General features: G+C 68.3%; 18 protein-coding genes. 8 read left to right on the top strand and 10 right to left on the bottom strand.

What is annotated here, in order from left to right:
* Positions 1 to 78 precede the first annotated feature (78 nt).
* The 7 genes from OHB21_RS18625 to OHB21_RS18595 all read left to right on the top strand — a co-directional run bounded on the left by OHB21_RS18625 (position 79) and on the right by OHB21_RS18595 (position 8,178).
* Entirely contained in the window at positions 79 to 963 is an 885-nt protein-coding gene (locus OHB21_RS18625; protein WP_328435304.1) for a hypothetical protein, read from the top strand.
* 162 nt (positions 964 to 1,125) lie between these two features.
* On the top strand, positions 1,126 to 1,947 hold the full coding sequence (locus OHB21_RS18620) for a hypothetical protein (protein WP_328435303.1): 822 nt from the start codon (positions 1,126 to 1,128) through the stop codon (positions 1,945 to 1,947).
* A 147-nt stretch (positions 1,948 to 2,094) separates the two neighbouring features.
* Complete coding sequence (locus tag OHB21_RS18615) at positions 2,095 to 2,826, top strand: hypothetical protein (protein ID WP_328435301.1); 732 nt, start codon at positions 2,095 to 2,097, stop codon at positions 2,824 to 2,826.
* A 182-nt stretch (positions 2,827 to 3,008) separates the two neighbouring features.
* The gene (locus tag OHB21_RS18610) at positions 3,009 to 3,851 is read left to right on the top strand and encodes a hypothetical protein (RefSeq protein ID WP_328435299.1); all 843 of its coding nucleotides are present in this window, start codon (positions 3,009 to 3,011) and stop codon (positions 3,849 to 3,851) included.
* 414 nt (positions 3,852 to 4,265) lie between these two features.
* Positions 4,266 to 5,516 (top strand): hypothetical protein, encoded by a 1,251-nt coding sequence (locus OHB21_RS18605; protein WP_328435298.1) that lies wholly within the window; start codon positions 4,266 to 4,268, stop codon positions 5,514 to 5,516.
* On the top strand, positions 5,516 to 7,351 hold the full coding sequence (locus OHB21_RS18600; RefSeq protein WP_328435296.1) for a type IV secretory system conjugative DNA transfer family protein: 1,836 nt from the start codon (positions 5,516 to 5,518) through the stop codon (positions 7,349 to 7,351). The genes OHB21_RS18605 and OHB21_RS18600 overlap by 1 nt, the downstream gene beginning before the upstream one ends.
* Positions 7,348 to 8,178: a DUF4913 domain-containing protein gene (locus OHB21_RS18595; RefSeq protein WP_195142735.1), complete on the top strand. Its 831-nt coding sequence runs from the start codon at positions 7,348 to 7,350 to the stop codon at positions 8,176 to 8,178. Before OHB21_RS18600 ends, OHB21_RS18595 begins: the two co-directional genes overlap by 4 nt.
* A 312-nt stretch (positions 8,179 to 8,490) precedes the next feature.
* Here the strand turns inward: OHB21_RS18595 and OHB21_RS18590 are convergent, their stop codons facing one another.
* A complete protein-coding gene (locus OHB21_RS18590; protein WP_195142736.1) occupies positions 8,491 to 8,658 on the bottom strand; it encodes a hypothetical protein in 168 nt (55 codons plus the stop codon).
* A gap of 264 nt (positions 8,659 to 8,922) precedes the next feature.
* Between OHB21_RS18590 and OHB21_RS18585 the strand changes: the two genes are divergently transcribed.
* Positions 8,923 to 9,282, top strand: coding sequence for a hypothetical protein (locus tag OHB21_RS18585; protein WP_328435290.1), 360 nt, complete (start codon positions 8,923 to 8,925; stop codon positions 9,280 to 9,282).
* A 123-nt stretch (positions 9,283 to 9,405) separates the two neighbouring features.
* Here the strand turns inward: OHB21_RS18585 and OHB21_RS18580 are convergent, their stop codons facing one another.
* From OHB21_RS18580 to OHB21_RS18540, 9 genes are all read right to left on the bottom strand, one after another.
* Positions 9,406 to 10,350, bottom strand: coding sequence for an IS3 family transposase (locus tag OHB21_RS18580; RefSeq protein WP_328439982.1), 945 nt, complete (start codon positions 10,348 to 10,350; stop codon positions 9,406 to 9,408).
* Positions 10,296 to 10,601, bottom strand: coding sequence for a transposase (locus OHB21_RS18575; protein WP_328435288.1), 306 nt, complete (start codon positions 10,599 to 10,601; stop codon positions 10,296 to 10,298). Before OHB21_RS18575 ends, OHB21_RS18580 begins: the two co-directional genes overlap by 55 nt.
* Before the next feature lie 484 nt (positions 10,602 to 11,085).
* A complete protein-coding gene (locus OHB21_RS18570) occupies positions 11,086 to 11,793 on the bottom strand; it encodes a class II aldolase/adducin family protein (protein ID WP_328439980.1) in 708 nt (235 codons plus the stop codon).
* A gap of 20 nt (positions 11,794 to 11,813) precedes the next feature.
* Positions 11,814 to 12,263, bottom strand: coding sequence for a hypothetical protein (locus OHB21_RS18565; protein WP_328435286.1), 450 nt, complete (start codon positions 12,261 to 12,263; stop codon positions 11,814 to 11,816).
* A gap of 26 nt (positions 12,264 to 12,289) precedes the next feature.
* A complete protein-coding gene (locus OHB21_RS18560; RefSeq protein WP_328435284.1) occupies positions 12,290 to 12,484 on the bottom strand; it encodes a hypothetical protein in 195 nt (64 codons plus the stop codon).
* Between the two features lie 238 nt (positions 12,485 to 12,722).
* Positions 12,723 to 13,454 (bottom strand): MBL fold metallo-hydrolase, encoded by a 732-nt coding sequence (locus OHB21_RS18555; protein ID WP_328435282.1) that lies wholly within the window; start codon positions 13,452 to 13,454, stop codon positions 12,723 to 12,725.
* Positions 13,430 to 14,527, bottom strand: coding sequence for an alcohol dehydrogenase catalytic domain-containing protein (locus tag OHB21_RS18550; RefSeq protein WP_328435280.1), 1,098 nt, complete (start codon positions 14,525 to 14,527; stop codon positions 13,430 to 13,432). The genes OHB21_RS18555 and OHB21_RS18550 overlap by 25 nt, the downstream gene beginning before the upstream one ends.
* Entirely contained in the window at positions 14,524 to 15,522 is a 999-nt protein-coding gene (locus OHB21_RS18545) for a hypothetical protein (RefSeq protein ID WP_328435278.1), read from the bottom strand. The genes OHB21_RS18550 and OHB21_RS18545 overlap by 4 nt, the downstream gene beginning before the upstream one ends.
* Before the next feature lie 20 nt (positions 15,523 to 15,542).
* Positions 15,543 to 16,445: a TAXI family TRAP transporter solute-binding subunit gene (locus tag OHB21_RS18540; RefSeq protein ID WP_328435276.1), complete on the bottom strand. Its 903-nt coding sequence runs from the start codon at positions 16,443 to 16,445 to the stop codon at positions 15,543 to 15,545.
* Positions 16,446 to 16,483 lie beyond the last annotated feature (38 nt).

Here is a 16,483-nt window from a genome sequence, read left to right as displayed (position 1 = left end):
ACGCCACCGACGAACCCACACCCACCCGGACACCGCCTGGGGCTTCAGGGCGTGGGATGTCCCCCGCAGGAGTAACTCGTGACCGATCCCGGCTCTTCGGCGCCGCGCATGTGGCATCCGTGGCTGCTGGCCCGTATCCAGAACACGTTCGCCGATCACCATCACGTCGCGATGACGCGGGTGCGCCGGCCGGTGACCGTGTGGCAGCGCGACTGGCAGGATCACCTCGCCGATCTGCGCGAACGCGCGACCGGCCTGGAAATCCGTGCCCGCGCAACCGGAGTCGACCTCACCGCGGTCGACGCGGCGGTGGCGGCCGGGCGTCGTGGCGAGTTTTCGACCGAGCAGCTCGGACCCAGCTCCCTGCTGGGGAACGCGGTGGAATCGGTCGCCCGCGACTCGTGGGTTCTCCAGCACATGGCGGTGGTGGGCGTGGAATACGCCCACCGCCATCACGTCCTCGCCGACGGCGCCGATGTCCGGCAGTTCGTCGCCGGCTTGAGTGCGTGGCGCACCCGCGTCGCGGTCGCTACCCGCGTGATCGCCATCCCGGCCGCAGAAATCGACGGCTTCTGGGCGCGTACCCCCGAGCAGTGGGCGCGGCTGGTCGCGCAGTCACGGATCACCGAACTCGACGCCGAGGAACTGGGGGCACTCTGGGGCGCCTACGCCAGCCCCGCGACCGAGAACGAAGCCAACGCGGTGATCATCCGACTCACGGTAGGCAGCGGCCTGGTCAACCTGTCCGCCCACGACGACACCCTGCCTCCCACCGCGGCTGACCTGATCCGCGCGGCGGAAACCGCTGTGGCCCGACATCGCGCCGAAACAGCTTCTAGCGCTGGTGAATACAGCACGGACGCGGCGATCGGGCTGCCACCCGAGCCCGCCGCGACATTCGATGCCGAGGAACTACCGCCCGACCCGCACCCCTGCCCACCCGACACCGGACCCGAACCCTGACCGCAGGAGCCGAACTCATGCCCACTCACCACCCGTGGCGGCGTGCCCGCACCGCCCACGCTCTCACCGTCACACACTCGTCGCGCCGGCCCCCGTCACCCGACGGCTGCGGACGTGTGCGCTTCACGCGGATCTGCCACGGGCACAGACAGTTTCATCGCGATGGATGAGCCGAAACTCTCGCCGCGCCAGGATCGGTTGCTGCGCTCGATCCACGGAATCGGGATCTCGCTGGGCGAGCACCACCCCGGCGACGGGTCCGGTGACAGCCTGCGCGAGGTCGTGGAGCTGGCGCAGGCCAGCCGGATCCTCGAGGACGTGGCCGGCCAGATCGGAGTGCCCCGCCGCTGGATCGCCTACGCGCGCACCAGCGGGGAACGGGGCGATATCTGGCGACCGGACCTGCTACTCGGTCCCGCGATGGACCGCGCCGAGGTGCTGGGCCGGCTCACCGTGCAAGTCCATCGGCTCCAGGACAACACCGCGGTGGCCGCCGAATACGCCCGCCGCCACCGCCTGCCCGAGGTGGATCCCGACGTCGGGCAAACCTTGGGGCTGGCCTGGCAGCGCGTCGGCGCACTCAGCGCCGCGGTCGCCCTGCACCGCACCGAACGCACACGGATCTGGGAACGCGCCCGCACCCCCTGGCCCCCGGCCGCAGCCGCCGCAGCCGCGGCGATGTCGAACACCGAGCTGAGCGCACGCCATCAAGGGTTGGCCGATACCCCGATCACCGAGGACGGGATGGCCGTGGCCGTGCTGCGCCGCCTCGGCATCGGCCACGACGAGATCACCGCCCATATGCCCGTCACGACCGAGGACATGATCGCCCTGACCACCCGCGAACTCACCACCACGATCACCGGGCACCGCATCGACACCGCCGTCCACGCCACCCCACCACTGGACACTCCCGGCATCGGATTCGACCCCGCACCCGAACCCGAACTCGATCCCGACGTGGACGCCGGACCGCACCTGTAGATCACCTCCGACTGTTCGGCTCGGCACCCCCGGTAGGGGTCGCCGGTGCAGGGGACGCGCACCGCAACGGCCGAACACCCCGCAACCCCACACGCGTGTGGGGGGTGTATCGCGGCCGTTTCTCCACACCTGAGAACAGGAGAAACGATGACCCACCCCGACACCCCGGACCCCAGTGGCCGCCATACCCCACATGGGATCGAGCCGATCGCCGAGGAGGCCGCGGCTGCAGCCGCCCGGGAAGAAGCGATGGCCCAGCTGGCCCACGACCTCACCGCGCCGGTGTCCGCCGACTACACCCTCGACGCCGCTACCGCGCTCGTGCACATGGAACGGCTACGCGCCGTGCAGGGCTGGGCGCGCGCGATCGACGCCGTCCGCACCCACCCGGTGGAACTCGAGCGATTCGAATGGAGTCTGACCAGCGCCAAACTCAGCGCCCGTGCCGACGGCGTGCCCGAAGCCGACATCGCCGCGGCCGAAAGGTTGGGGCGCCGCGGCGTGTCGTGGCCCGAGCAGCCCTCACACCCGGCGCTCGGCATGACCGAACAGCTCCTCGGCCACGTACAGGCGATGCGCGCAACCGCCGCACGGGCCGAAGAAGCAGCCCGCCACACACGCGACCTGCTCCAGGAAGCGGAGTGGCACCTGGGCCCGGACTGGCTGCACGGCCACACTCCCGAGACCGGCCGGACCACCAACCAGGACCGGCTCGCCGAAACCCTCACTCCCGCACCAGCTCCGGCCGAGAGCATCGCCCAGGCGATCGAGGCGGCAGGCCCGGCCACCGCGTCGGCATGGGAGCCCACCGACCGCTCCGAGCCCGGCGACACCTCACGCACCCCCGCGGTACCGCCGACACCCGGGATCGAGCCGTGACCCGGCGGCAGCGAACACGGGCGCCGCAGCGCGCTGCACCCGATGCCGCCACGGCGGAGTTCGCGGAATGAGTTATCAGACAGCACCTTTCAGCGCAGCGCACGTGATCGGCGCAGGGGACGCCACCGATTTGAACCTCGCCCCCACGTGGTGCGGGGCGGGTCCGAGAAGGGAGTAGTCCCATGACCGACGACGCGCCGCCGAGGTGGCAGCGCTGGCTGCTGGCACACCTGCAGAACGTGGTGGCCGATCACCACGATCTCCAGGATGCGCACGGCCCGGCCGGCGATCGAGAACGGTTGATCGACCTCGCGGTCGGCGCCAGCGTCTACGAACTGCGCGCGCGAACGAGCGGCGTGGCCTCCGAGGCCGTGGATCAGGCGATCGCGCTGGGTCGGCGCGGCGAACGGCCCAGCACACTCGACCTGCCGCGCACCGCGCTCGACCGGTCGCTGGAGGTCCTGTTCCTGGACAGCTGGACCATGCAGCACATGGCCGCCGTCGGTGCTGAACACCTGCGCCGTCACGGCCCCAGCACCGACACCAGCCAGCTCCAGACGAATCTGGACGCGATCGGTGTGCGGACCGCGCTCGGTATCCACGTCCATCAGATCCCGGCCGCCGACGTCGCCGGCCTGTGGGCCCGCACCCCTGCGGAGTGGTCGCGATTCGTCGCGGCCTGCGAGGTCACCGAGATGTCCGACGACGGTCTCGCCGAGGCCTGGAGGGCCTACACCCACCCGATGGTCGAGGAGCAAGCGCGGCAGGTGAGCATCGAACTCGCCATGGGTCGCGGCGTCCTCGAAATGGTCGGCGAGGGCGTGCCGGACACCGGAACCGTCCTGCTCGCCGATGCCGCAGCCGCGATCCGCCAGCAGATGCGTGACAGGGATTCCGTGGCGGCCGAATCCTCCTACAGCAGTGAGCTCGTGCTGTTGTACGAGGCGACTGGGACCTTCACCGCGCCCGACGACCCCTCGCCAGAACCCGACCCGGGCTCGCCCGACATCAGCCCCGACCTGTGAGCACCCAACCCTCACCACGCGGCCCGCCGACATCACCACCGACCCGGGCGCGATACGCGCCAACCAGCGAACACGGCCACCACCACACCGCACGCAGGTTCACCTCCGGCACCCGCCTTCGCGGGCGCGTGACCCGCCCCGCTGAGCCACCCGGCTGCCCGCTCTAACGGCCGGCAGACACGCTCGGTCGCACGACACCAGATCGCACACGTTCGGCTCGACCCCTCGATGCGAGGGCGTCGATGCAGGGGACACCGCAACGGCCGAACATTCAGCGCCACAACATATTCCGCGCTCACTCGGCCGTTTCTCCCACCCTGCAGGAGGAACGATGTCCGACCCCGCTCCAGTGCCGCTGACGCCTGAGCCTCACCACCGCCCCTGGCCGGGGTGCGAGGTCTGCGAGGTGTCGCCGTGAGTTGGCCGCCCCCGGGACCCCCGCCGACCGACCCGCAGTACTACACCACCGCGGCCAGCGAGCTCGAGCGCTCGGTACGCGCCGACTTCGCCCGCGCGTACCAGCTGGTCCTGATCGCGCCCGCCGCCGAATCCCCGGAGCAGACAGCGGACCTGGGACGCCAGGCCGCCGTGGTGGCGGACCGCTGGACCGGCCGCGACGCCCCCGACGAAGCCCGGCAGCTGTGGCAGCAACTCGCGTCCGCGGTCGCGGTGTGGGGGTCTCGGCCCGAAACCGCCCGCCGGATGGTGGCCCGGGTGTCGGCCGCGCGCGCCGACGGCGATCTCGATATCGACCAGACGGCGTGGCGCACCGTCGAGCAGGCGATGCTGCTCACCGGTCACGCCGAACCCCGCAACACCGGCCCCGCCGACGCCGCCCGCACCCCCGCCCGCGCCGCGGACGCGGCCCTCGCCGAGCAACTCCCGGAACGGGCGCGTCGGCTCACCCGGTTCCTGGGGCCACCCCGGCCAGAGCTCTCGCTCGACGAGGTCGACCGGATCATCACCGGCACCGAACACCAACTGCTGGCCGAGGCCCACGCAGCCGACGCCGACACCGGCGACGACGCCGACGCGGTGCTGCCCGCGCACGTACGCACCGCGCCGATCAGCACCGACTACACCGCGCGCGAAGCCACCGAACAACGCCAGATCGCCGCGCTGCGGCGGGTGCAGGACCTGAGCGCCGAACACACCCGCCGCGCCGACGCCGCCCCCTACCAAGGCCTGGATCAGACGGTCGAGCAGCGCGACGACGCGCTCGTGGCCTGGGCCGACGGCCTCGACGCGGTGCTGGAGGCCCTGCGCGCGGCACGCCGTGAAGCGCTCGACGCCGGGCTCGACGACCATGTCGTCCGCACCGCCTACGACGCCGGGCTCGACGGCACCTACTGGCACCAGCACCCCTGCGATCCGCACCTGGGCCGTATCGCCGCTCTCACCGAACAACGCGATCACGCCCTCGCCGAAGCCGCCCGGTTGCGCGACACCGTCGCCGAACTCACCGCCCGGCTCGATACCCCCAGTGCCGCACCACACTCCGTCGAACATGAGCATCTTCGCGCCGCCGACGACGTCATCGCCGCGATCGACGCCGTCCTGCCCGACCAACGCAGCGGTCCCGCAGCGTACGTCTGGGACCACCCGGGCGCGGACACCGTCCCCGACCACAGCGCGGCTGTCACCGATCACGGGGCCGGGCTGTGATGGCGCGCCGGCACACCCGCCGCCACGGGCACAGCGGTATCGCCGAGGAATTCGCCGTCCTGATCCTGGTGCTGGCGTTGCTCGGGCTCGGACTGCTGGTGTGGGCGGCGCTGAGCCTGGGCCGGGCCTGGGCCGGGCTGCCCGTCACCACCGAACCCGTCACCGCCCTGGTCGAGGTCCTCGACGGCAGCGCGCGCTGGCCCTGGCAATCCACCGCCGTCGCCGTAGCATTCGCTGTCCTGGTCGTGCCCGCGGTAACGGCGTTGCGCCGGATCGGCGGGCACGGTGACGACTACACCATCGCGGCGCGCACCATGCACCGGCCGCGGGAGCTGGGCCTGGGCCGTGCCCGCGACATCCGCGCCGCCAACCAACGGCTCCTGCGTGACGCGCCGCCCACGGTCCGGGACCGGCTGGGCCCCACCCTGGGCACCACCCTCATCGGCGGTGTCCCGTTGTATGTGCCCGCCGAACTCGGTGTCACCATCGCCGCCGGAACACGCTCGGGCAAGACGATGGCCTGGGCCGTCGGTGCCGTGCTCTCCGCGTGGGGGCCAGCGCTGGTCACCTCCAACAAGCCGGACCTGTTGCGGCACACCGCATACGGGCGCGAACGCGTCGGCCGCACCTGGCACTGCGACCTCCAAGGCGTCTCCGGTCGCCGCGTCTGCGACTTCTGGGTTGATCTCCTCGCCGATATCGACGGACTTCCCGCCGCCAGAAAGCTTGCGGGGTTCTTCGTCTCCGGATCCACCGCCTCAGCCGCAGAAGGCGCGAATGCCAAGGTGGACAGCTACTTCGACGGCGGAGCCCGCGAACTGCTGGCGTTGTATCTGCTGGCGGCGGCATGCGCGGGCGGGGATCTGCTGCACGTGGCCGAATGGCTCGGCCGCGACCAAGACGAAACACCCGCCCTGATCCTGCGCCACCACGGCCAAACCCGCGCCGCGGACCGGATCGGTGAAGCCCAAGCCCTCTACTCGCGTCAACGTGACGGGCTCTACGACATGGCCAGACGCTATTTGAACGCGCTCACCGACCCCGGCTACGCACAACTGGTCACACCCCCGGCACGGCGACGGCTCACCGCGAGCAGCAACGGCACCACCACCACGGTCACCGTCGAGACCGGTGCAACCACCCACCAGCTCCCGCAATTCCGTCCCTCCGCCTTCGTCACCTCCACCGACACCCTCTACGCGATGTCCATGGCCGGACCCGACGGCGCCACCCCACTGACCTCGGCGCTGATCGGCGCGATCATCGAAGCCGCCCTCACCATCGCCCGCGCCCGCCCCGACGGACGCCTCGCCATCCCACTGCTCGCCGTCCTCGACGAAGCCGCGAACTGCGCCCGAATCTCCGACCTGCCCAACTACTACTCCTACGCCGGCGGCTGCGGCATCATCCTCATGACCATCCTGCAGGTCCTCGAACAAGGTGAGGAGCTCTGGGGCGCATCGGGTCTGACCGCCATGCGCGCGCAAAGCATCGAGATCTACGGCGGCGGCATCGCCCACACCGGCTACCTCGAACAATGGCAGAAATACATCGGCGAACACGACGTCCTCGACCGCTCCTACAGCACCGGCGCCACCGGCCGCCAACGCACCACCAGCTGGCGCACCGAACCCATCCTCACCATCGCCCAACTCGCCGCCCTGCCCAAACACCTCGCCCTCGTCCGACTCCCCGGACACGGACCCGTCCTCGTCACCAAAACCTGGTGGCAACACACCGAATTCGCGCCCCTCATCCGCGCCTCCCTCGCCCGCGCCGAAAAAGCCGCCACCACACCACATCCCGACAACAACCACGGAGACCACACACCATGACCACCCCCGGCACACCGCCACCCCCACCGCTCTACCGCGACTACGCCCACTTCGCGACCGACTGGCTACTGCCCATGTACACCGTGCGTCTGGCCGAATCCCACCGAGAGAACACCTACACCTGGTGCACCGACTGGTGGCGACACCGACCCGTCACCGTCCGAATCGCCCACCTCCACCGGGCTTTCGAAGCCACCCGACGAAGCACCAGCGGCACCGCACTCAACACCTTCATCCTGGCAACCATCGACCCCGTCATGCGCTACATCACCGACGCCGCCAACGGACCCCTCCACCGCTGCACACGCACCCACCACACCCCATTCCCCTCACTCACCAGCACACCACCACCCCCGAACTGGTTCACCACACCGAAACCCCCACCCGCCACAGACCCCGACCACACACCCCGCTACCAACACTTCGCCCACTTCGTCACCGACTGGCTACTACCCATCACCGCCCTACGCACCACCGGCCGCGGCCGCGAAGGCCAATACACCTGGTGCCGCCAGTGGTGGCGACACCGCGCCGTCGCCATCCGATTCGCCGCCATCCACCGGGCTTTCGAAGCCGCACGAAAATCCACCGACCCCACCGCCATGATCACCCTCATCACCAAACACATCGACCCACAAACCCGAACCATCCTCGATGCCGCCAACGGCCCCCTCCACCGCTGCACCCCCGACAGCCACACAGACCTACCCGGCCTCCCCACCACAACCATCCCCCCGACCTGGCTGGAGACCCCCCACTCACCACCCGAGACACACGGATGGGGACCCGACTTCCGAACAACACCGCAGGAACGCACCGCGCCGTGAAGAAGGGCCGCATTCGTTGAACCGTCACGCGCAAACGACTGGCTCGAGATCCAGTGCGGTTCACCAAAGCGGCGGCGCGGTCGAACCGGCGGTACAGAGCACACTCTCCGAACCCAGACATGCTCCTGAGGATGACGGCGAACCGTGACTCATCGTGGCAACGAATGCGAGCGGAATCCGCCGACTGCCGCGTGGAGCAGGAGCTGCTGGGTTCGACCACTTCCCGGCGAACTTTATTCCACGGCCGCCGCCCCTCGCGAGGCTGTCGACCGCCGACGCCCCCCTGCGCGACGCGCAAGCGCGTAGAACTGTTCAGGAGCGCCCGGTCGACAGCCACCTTTCGACCAACTCGAAACCCGCCTCCCTCACCGCCTCCGACTTGGCGTCCGATGTCTTCGTGGCGGCCACGATCACCCGAATCTCGTCCCCACCGATGTGCACGAATACCGAGCGGCTGCCCGCACTGGTCAGTGCGATCATTCGCGCGAATGTACGCGAATCGAGCTTGTGCACAAGCAATTCCGCAGTACGGCAGGGTGCGAACAAGGCTCGAAACCGAATCCCGCGGCGGTGCTCGATGGACCACTCACTGACGCGGCGATTACGCAGGCCCGCCGCCCCGAAGGCGACGTCTTCGCCATCGCGCGAACGCGCGACTCCGCGCCCGGTCGCTCACCGGGTAAGGAGACCGGATGAGCCGACCAACACTTACCCATGGGAACACATGTTCGATATGATTGCCGGATGATAACGAAGCCCGCCACCACCGGGGAGCCCGACGACGGCCGCACCGCGGTGCGGCGGCTCCCGCACCCACGCCCGGTATTGGTTGATCCCAAGCGGATGTGGATGCCAGCGCAGCGTCCCGGTGCCGACCGGCCGACGCTCGGCGCGGCGGCGGCCAGTATCGATCCCTGTTTCCAGGAGCCGTGGCTGCCCGCCACCCAGTACAGCTGGGTGCGACTGCACTTCGGCCACTACCTGGCCTGGTACGCGGAGGTGGCGGTGGACTATCGGACCCGCAACAAACTCACCGAAACCACCCTGCGACAGTGGGTCCCCTGGGACGCGATACACCTCCCGGCAACCGGCACACAGCAGTAGTCGAGGTCAGGTCCGAACCACGAAATCGCATACTTCACAGGCCAATTCCCGGATTCCCGACTCCAGTACATCGGACCGATAGTGTGGCCACCTTGAGGTTCCCCCGCTAATCCGGGGAGCGGATTATCTGGTTCCAGCAGGAACCCGTTGATGGTAACCGGCTTCGTACTCGTCGGGTGATCGCCAGCCGAGCTTCTTCTGGATGCGCTGGGAGTTGTACCAGCCGTCGATGTAGGCGAACAGGGCGTTCTCGGCCTCGTCGCGGGTGCGCCAGGTCCGCCGGTAGACCAGCTCGGTCTCGAGAGTGGAGAAGAAGTTCTCCATCAACGCGTTGTCGTAGCTGTCGCCGACCGATCCCATCGATTGCGCGATCCCGATGTCGGCCAACCGATTAGCGAACCGGATCGCGGTGTAGGTCGAACCGCGGTCGCTGTGGTGAATCAACTGCCCGTCACGGATCTCCCGGCTCCAGACCGCGTATTCCATCGCGCCGAGCACCAACTCGGTATCGCAGCGGTCAGAGGTCTTCCAGCCCACGATCCGGTTGGAGAACGCATCGCGCACCGCGGCCAGCCAGAACGCGCCCTGACCACACGGAACACGAGTGGCATCGGCCACCCACAGCCGGTTCGGTTCCACGGCAGTGAAGTTGCGTTCGACCAGATCCGGCGCCGGTGTGGCCCGCGGATCCTGCCGGGTCGAGCCGAGCCGCCACTTCTTGCGCAGGAACGCTCCCTGCAACCGCGAGGCCCGCATCAACCGTTCCACGCGTTTGGGTCCGACCCGGAAACCTCTGCGCCGCAACATCGCATGCACTCTCGGCGACCCATTAGTGCCGCCGGAACTGGTATGAATGTCGACGATCTCGGCCAACAGCTTCTCGTCTTCGACATGACGGTCCGATGGCTGTCGCGCGCGTTTGCGCCATTCGTAATAGGTCGAGGACGCGATGCCCAGGACCCGTAGTAGGAGCTCGACCGGGTGCTGGCTGTTCTGTTCGATGAACCGCATGATCACCGCCGGGTCGGGCCGAGCTCCGAAGCGAAATACGCACTCGCAGAACGCAATATCTCGTTCACCCGCTCCAACTCCGCGACCCGCTTCTTCAACGCGCGGTTCTCGGCGGCCATGTCGGTGGTCGGCCTGTCGGCGCGTTCGCCGGCATCGGCCTCGGCTTGGCGGATCCAGTTCCGCAACGCCTCGTGATGCACCCCGAGCTGGGTGGCGAGCTTGCGGATCGTCGGCTTGGGGTCGGACTCCCGATACAACCGCACAGCCCGCGCCTTCAACTCATCTGGATACTTCTTCGGTGCTGCCACGAATGACTCCTTCCGGCCCCTACCGGACCACAATCAGAGCCCTCCGAGAAAGCGGGGGAACCTCACCCACCGCTTCCGATGGGGAGTACGCGATCGTCTCACCGTCACCGGAACCTGCGACACCCCGACACGATTCGGCGTCGGCCGCGGATACATCGCCGGATATCATGCCGAAGTCGACCTCGACGCACACCACACCACCACCCGCGGCTACGCCGAATACGTCGACGTCCGATAGCCCTCAGATCAATGAATCCGGGCAAGCCAGGACGGTGACATCGGGTGGAAATGTTGTTCGGGCAGGTGCGACTGCACCACGTCGGACCACCAGCGGAGTTCCTTGAACTCCATCGTCCTGACCGACCGCCGGCCGCGCCGCCAACCTGCTCGGTGCGGGTCGTGACGAAGTCGGTGAACGCCGTGAGCTGGGCCTGGCCGATGCCTTCCGGAGCGGGCAACCACTGCAGCACAGGTTGGTCCTCGCTCATCGTGGGCCCCCATCGGTCTCGCCCGAACACGGAACCTCGGAGCCGCGTTCTGCCCTGCGGAGCAGGTAGTCGAAGCCGGCCCGGATCTGCGTCGGGTCCCAGACCTGGCTGCGTTTGAATTCAGTTTCGGACTCGCTCGACCAAGCCTTCGGACCACCTGCCGACATGGACATGATCTGGGTGCGGCATGCCCGTTCAAGCAATACGGAATACATGACGGCTGTTTCCACGTCGGGGCCGACAGTGACCGCACCATGATTCGGGATGAGGACCGCGGCGCCGTCGCCGAGTGTGGTGGCCAACGCCTCGCCCAGATCGTCGGTGTCGATCAGGGCGCCGGTGTCGGTGAAGCGCGGCAGCCGCGAGTACGCGAACAGCACCCCGTCGTGGGAGATCGGGCGGATTTCGCAGTTCAGTGACGCGAACGCCGACAATGCCGGCGCGTGGGTGTGCACGACACTGCGCACGTCGGGTCGCGCCGCCATGATGGCGGTGTGGATGGGATATTCGAGGTGGCGTCGACCTGTTCCGTCGACGACGACGCCCGCGGGTGAGACGAGGACGACCTTGCCGTCGTCGATTTCCTCGAATCCCCACCCGGATGCCTTCATCCACACGCCACGACCCCCGGGGTCGCGCACCGAGGCGTGTCCCCACACCATGTCGCCCAAACCTGCGGCAGCCAGCGCCCGGCTCGCGTGCACAACGTGAGTTCGTGGGTCGGTCACGGAATCTCCTGGGGGTCAGCGGGAGCGGTCGGCAGCAGGACCGAGGGTTGCGGTCGCTGCCGGGGATTGCGGTCGGCGTCGGAACGTGACGGAGCGTCTTCTGCGCAGCCGAGCGTGACGAGGGCCAAGGTCACCAGAGCTGAGGCCAGCCGCTTGGCGGCGTCGGCATCGTAGCCCCAGCACAGGGCAATCGTTGTCACCTCGTCGCGGATTCGTTGGTGACCGTGGGCGATCAGTCGTGCGATATCACCATCGTCGCTCGCTCGGTCGGCTGCCTGACTCAGTGTTCGTACGGCGGTGTCGAGATCGGTGCTGCGGTGGTCGGAGCCCATCATCGTCCGGAGTCGGTCGCTGATCTGGCGCGGGCTGAGATCGGGAGCATCACTGGCAAGCGCGGCCCGCACGGCCGCGCTCACATCGGTGTGGGCGGTCTCTATCGTGCACACACGCCTACCGCGGGTTCGGGGCGTCGTCATGAGGTGGCCTGCCGGTACCAGTCGTCGGGGACGGTCCAGTCCCAGCGCAGGTGATCGATCGCGTCGTGCCGGCGCTGGTGGTCGATGTAGGCCCGATAGACCTCGCCCGATCCGGTGGCGTACGCGCCGAGCAGAACCAATCCCGCCGAGAGTCGATGCCAGATCACGGTTGTCGAAAGAAATCGCCACATCGGGCAGCTCCTGAGGAGAAGGGATAACCGGGTGACCTTCCATGACCTGGTCGGTCATGGAAGGTCGGGGCCGGGCGAGCTGGGTCAGCAACTCGCCGACTGCCGAGCCGAGCCGCGCTTTCGCCCGTGACTGCGGCCGCCGGGCGGGGCCGCGGCACGGTCGATAGTTCGCGAGGGACCTGGCCTCGGCGCGCGGGCGGCATCGATGTCGGCGAGCCGACCGCGAGTCCGGGTAGCGCTAGGGCGAGATGGTGCGCATGGTCGCGTGGTCGAGAACCAGTACTTCGGTGCTCGCGGGCGCGAGATTCTTCAGCAGCTGGCAGTGCATGTTCTGGTGCGCCGGTGCCAGGCCCGCCTGGTGAATCGGCACGACCACGCGCGGAGCGATCGACCGCAGATAGTCGATTCCCTCGCCGATCTTCATCCACGGCCCGCCGATCGGCAGTAACAGCACATCGACCGTCGTCGCGATCTCGTCGAACGCGTCACCTGGGTGGAAGACAGCGTCGTCGATCAGGTAGCCGACATTCTTAGAGGCAGGCAACGCGGAATGGACGCAGGCATGCTCACCGCCGGTGACCACGATGTCGTGACCCAGTACCGACAGCTTCTGGCCCGGCTGCGCCACGTGTGCCGGCCGGCGCATGGTGTCCGGGTGGTCCGGGTGATCGAGTGCCGCGAGCGTGTCCTGCCCGACGATCAGCCGCGCGGCGGGGTTGGCTGCCAGCAGCGTGGTGAGCCGAGGGATGTCGAGGTGGTCGGGGTGGGCATGGGTGATCAGGATCAGGTCGAGATCGGTCAAGTCTTCGAAGTCCTGCGAATAGGTGCCCGGATCGAACAGGATCCGCCGCGAAGCCGCCTCGCCGGGCAGTTCTACCAGAACGCAGGCGTGCCCGAAGTGGGTGATGTTCATAGCTTTTCGCCTTCTGTCGGGGGACTTCGTACTCAGGGGTTGACCACGCTCATCCACATCGGTTCCTTGCGGTTCACCATCGCTTCGACCGCGGTGTCGGCCTCGGCGAGGGGAAAGCGCTGGGTGATCAGGTCGTCGACGTTCAGCGCGCCGGATCCGAGCAGAGCGAGGACCTGTTCGGCGTCGGACCGCGTGCAGGCACGGGTGCCGACGAAGCGCCAGCAGTTCACCATCAGGGCCACGGGCGGCAGCGACAACGGTGTGGTGTTGCCACCCATGTGCGCGATGGTGCCGCCGGTGCGCAGCGCGGCCATGGCCTGGCCGGTAGCGGCGCCGGCCGGGATGTAGTCGGCGACCGCGTGGACACCGGCCGGGGCCAGTTCGCGCAACCGGCGGGTGAGGCCGCCGGTGCTCTCCCAGTCGGTCGGCAACTCGTCGAGGGCGATGGTGTCGACCTCGACACTGCCGGCCAGCGGCCGCACCGCGGCGAGCCGCTCCGCGGAGCGGCCGACCAGGAGCAACCGGGCGATGCCGAAATGCTCGGCCAGTTTGATCGTCGCGGTGCCCATCGTCCCCGTCGCGGCGGTGGTGACCACGGTCGAGCCCAGCGGCAACTGCGCGCATTTCAAGATCCGCACGACATTGGCCAGATCGTGGACCTTGGCACCGACGTCGAAACTGACATTGCCCGGGAGCTGATCGATCAGCCAGTGTGGCGCGCGGACGTATTCGGCGAGGCCGCCGTCGTGGTAGCGCTCGTAGAGCGGCATCGGCACCGTGCCGAAACCCGCGTGCCCGATCATCGCCTGTTGCGGGCACATCATGTCGCGGTCGGTGCGGCAGTAGTCGCAGCTGCGGCAGTTGAGGTTGGGGTGGACCCGTACCCGGTCGCCGACGGTGATGCCGGTGACCTGCTCGCCGACCGCGGCTACCGTGCCTGCGGCTTCGTGCCCGAGCGTCGTCGGAAGGTGTTTGAACGCGCCCATTTTCAGCAGCGCGATCATGCCGGGAGCCAGCCCGGCCGAGACGACCTCGACGACGACGTCGAGTGGTCCCGGCTCGGGAATCGGGATCTGCTCGAGGGTCAGGGTGTGCGCGCCTCGGGTGGCGCGGGCGGCCAGCATGGTCATCGCGAACTCCTTTCCCCGGCGAGGGCATCGAGGTATTCGGGTGCGCACGGCTGTGCGGTGCGGGTGGTCTCGGCGACCTGGGGCAGTGCGCGATGGGAAAGCACGCTGAGGTAGGCGCCGTCTTCATGGCCGACGCTCGCGCCGGCGATGCCGAGCGGAATGCGCACGAAGTCGCCTGGACCGAGTTCGACGATCCCGCGCTGGGTCACCAGGGTGCGCGTGCCGCTGATCTGGTACTGGATCTCGTCGGCGTCGAGGCGGCGGGTGTAGCGTCGAACCCCGCCCCGCTCGGCGGTGAATGTTTCTGTGCCCAAACGGAATCGGTCGGCGACGAAGAGCGGATTCGAGCCTGGGCCGACGGTGAACACCGACATCCGGTCGGGTTCGTCGTTGACGCGCTCGAGCAGCGCGTGCTCATCGATGGGGAATACCGCGATGTCGTGGCCGAGTGACCCCATGCACTGGGTGATGGCCTCGTTGAGCTGTCCTGGCCGCCAGCTGGGAAAAGGGGGCAGCACAGCGGCCGATGTGCGTACGGCGCTGCCCGTTTCGATGACCGGTGCAGGCACGTAGAACAGCAGGTGGCTTTCGGTGCGTCCGTAGTTGTCGTGGGCGACGCCGCGCGGGATGCGGGAGAACTCGCCTGGTCGGTGTTCGATGGTGCCGAGTTCGGTCATGAGGGTGCGTTCGCCGTCGATCTGGTAGGAGATCTCGTCGACATCGCAATTGCGGTGGTAGAACGGCTGACGGTTGTCCATCGTCTGCCATTCGATGCGGATCTGATCGTTCTCGTAGACCCCGCGCGGTGGGGCGAACGGCTGTGCCTGGTACTGCTGGGGGAAATGGACGACCGTCAGCGGCGGATGATCGCGCCATAGCTTCATCGGCGCCTTGCCCGGATGGGGTGCGGAGAGCAGGTTCCGTTCGTCGCGTTCGATGCTGCGCAGGGGAACCTCGGATGTCATGATCACGATGTCTTCGATGACAACACTCATGGAGAGACCTCTTTGTCTCGTCAGGAAACGGTTTCGGCGCTCGGCAGCGCCTGGTAATAGGCCGCTGCGCCGGGGTGCAGCGGAATCGGTGTGATGCCCATGGTCGGCGGGTCGAGCGGGTAGGTGATCGGGCTGCGCTCGGGCGCCAGATGCTGGTACTGCGCCTCGATCAGGTGGCGGGTCTCCCCCAGGATCCACGCGATGGCGTAGGCGAGGTCATCGGGCATATCCGCGCGGGCGAGGACAAGAAAATCGGAGAAATCCAAGGTCTGGAACTCGCCGCAGCCGGGGAAGTATCCGTCAGGGACGGTGGCGGCAGGCCAACCGAAGTCGCGGTCGAAGGAGGCGAGCACCTCGGGTTCGACTTCGAGGAAGCGGTAGTCGCCGCCGAACTGCTGCCAGTGCGGCAACATGACGGCCTCGTGCAGGATCGCGTCGGCGCGACCGGCCAGGACGTGATCGAGCGATTCGAAGGGCCGTTCATCGGTGAGGAACTGCCCGCCCCAGCCCTCGACGTCGACCCCCGACCGAACGAGCAGTTCGGTACCGGCGACGCCGACGGCGTTCACTCCGTCGTCGATGGAAGTCGCCAGCCGCAGCTGCGGTTTCAGCTCGCGTAGCTCGGCGAACGAGGTGACCCCGAGATCGGCGTGCACGGCGAGGACGAGTCGATCGCGTTGGGGCACGACGCCGAGGGCGCGCAGGTCCGGATAGTGCTCGTCGCCGTAGGTTCCGCGACCGTCGAGTGCGACGCGGGTGAACGCGGCGGGCGTCGTCACGGCGAGATCGACCTCACCGCGCCCCACCGCACGCACGTTGTCGGAGAACCCTCGTCCGTTCCAGATGGCGACGCGCGTATGTGGGCCGGCCCGGTCGGTCAGTTCCTGCGAGATCCAGCCGCCGACGCGATGGAAATTGGCCATGCCCCAATCACCTTGCAGCTGCACGCGAAGCGATCGGG

Source organism: Nocardia puris (assembly GCF_036051655.1).
In the GTDB taxonomy this organism is placed as follows: domain Bacteria; phylum Actinomycetota; class Actinomycetes; order Mycobacteriales; family Mycobacteriaceae; genus Nocardia; species Nocardia puris.
The sequence above is the reverse complement of the archived record's forward strand: the minus strand, read 5'-3'. Positions and strand labels throughout refer to the sequence as shown.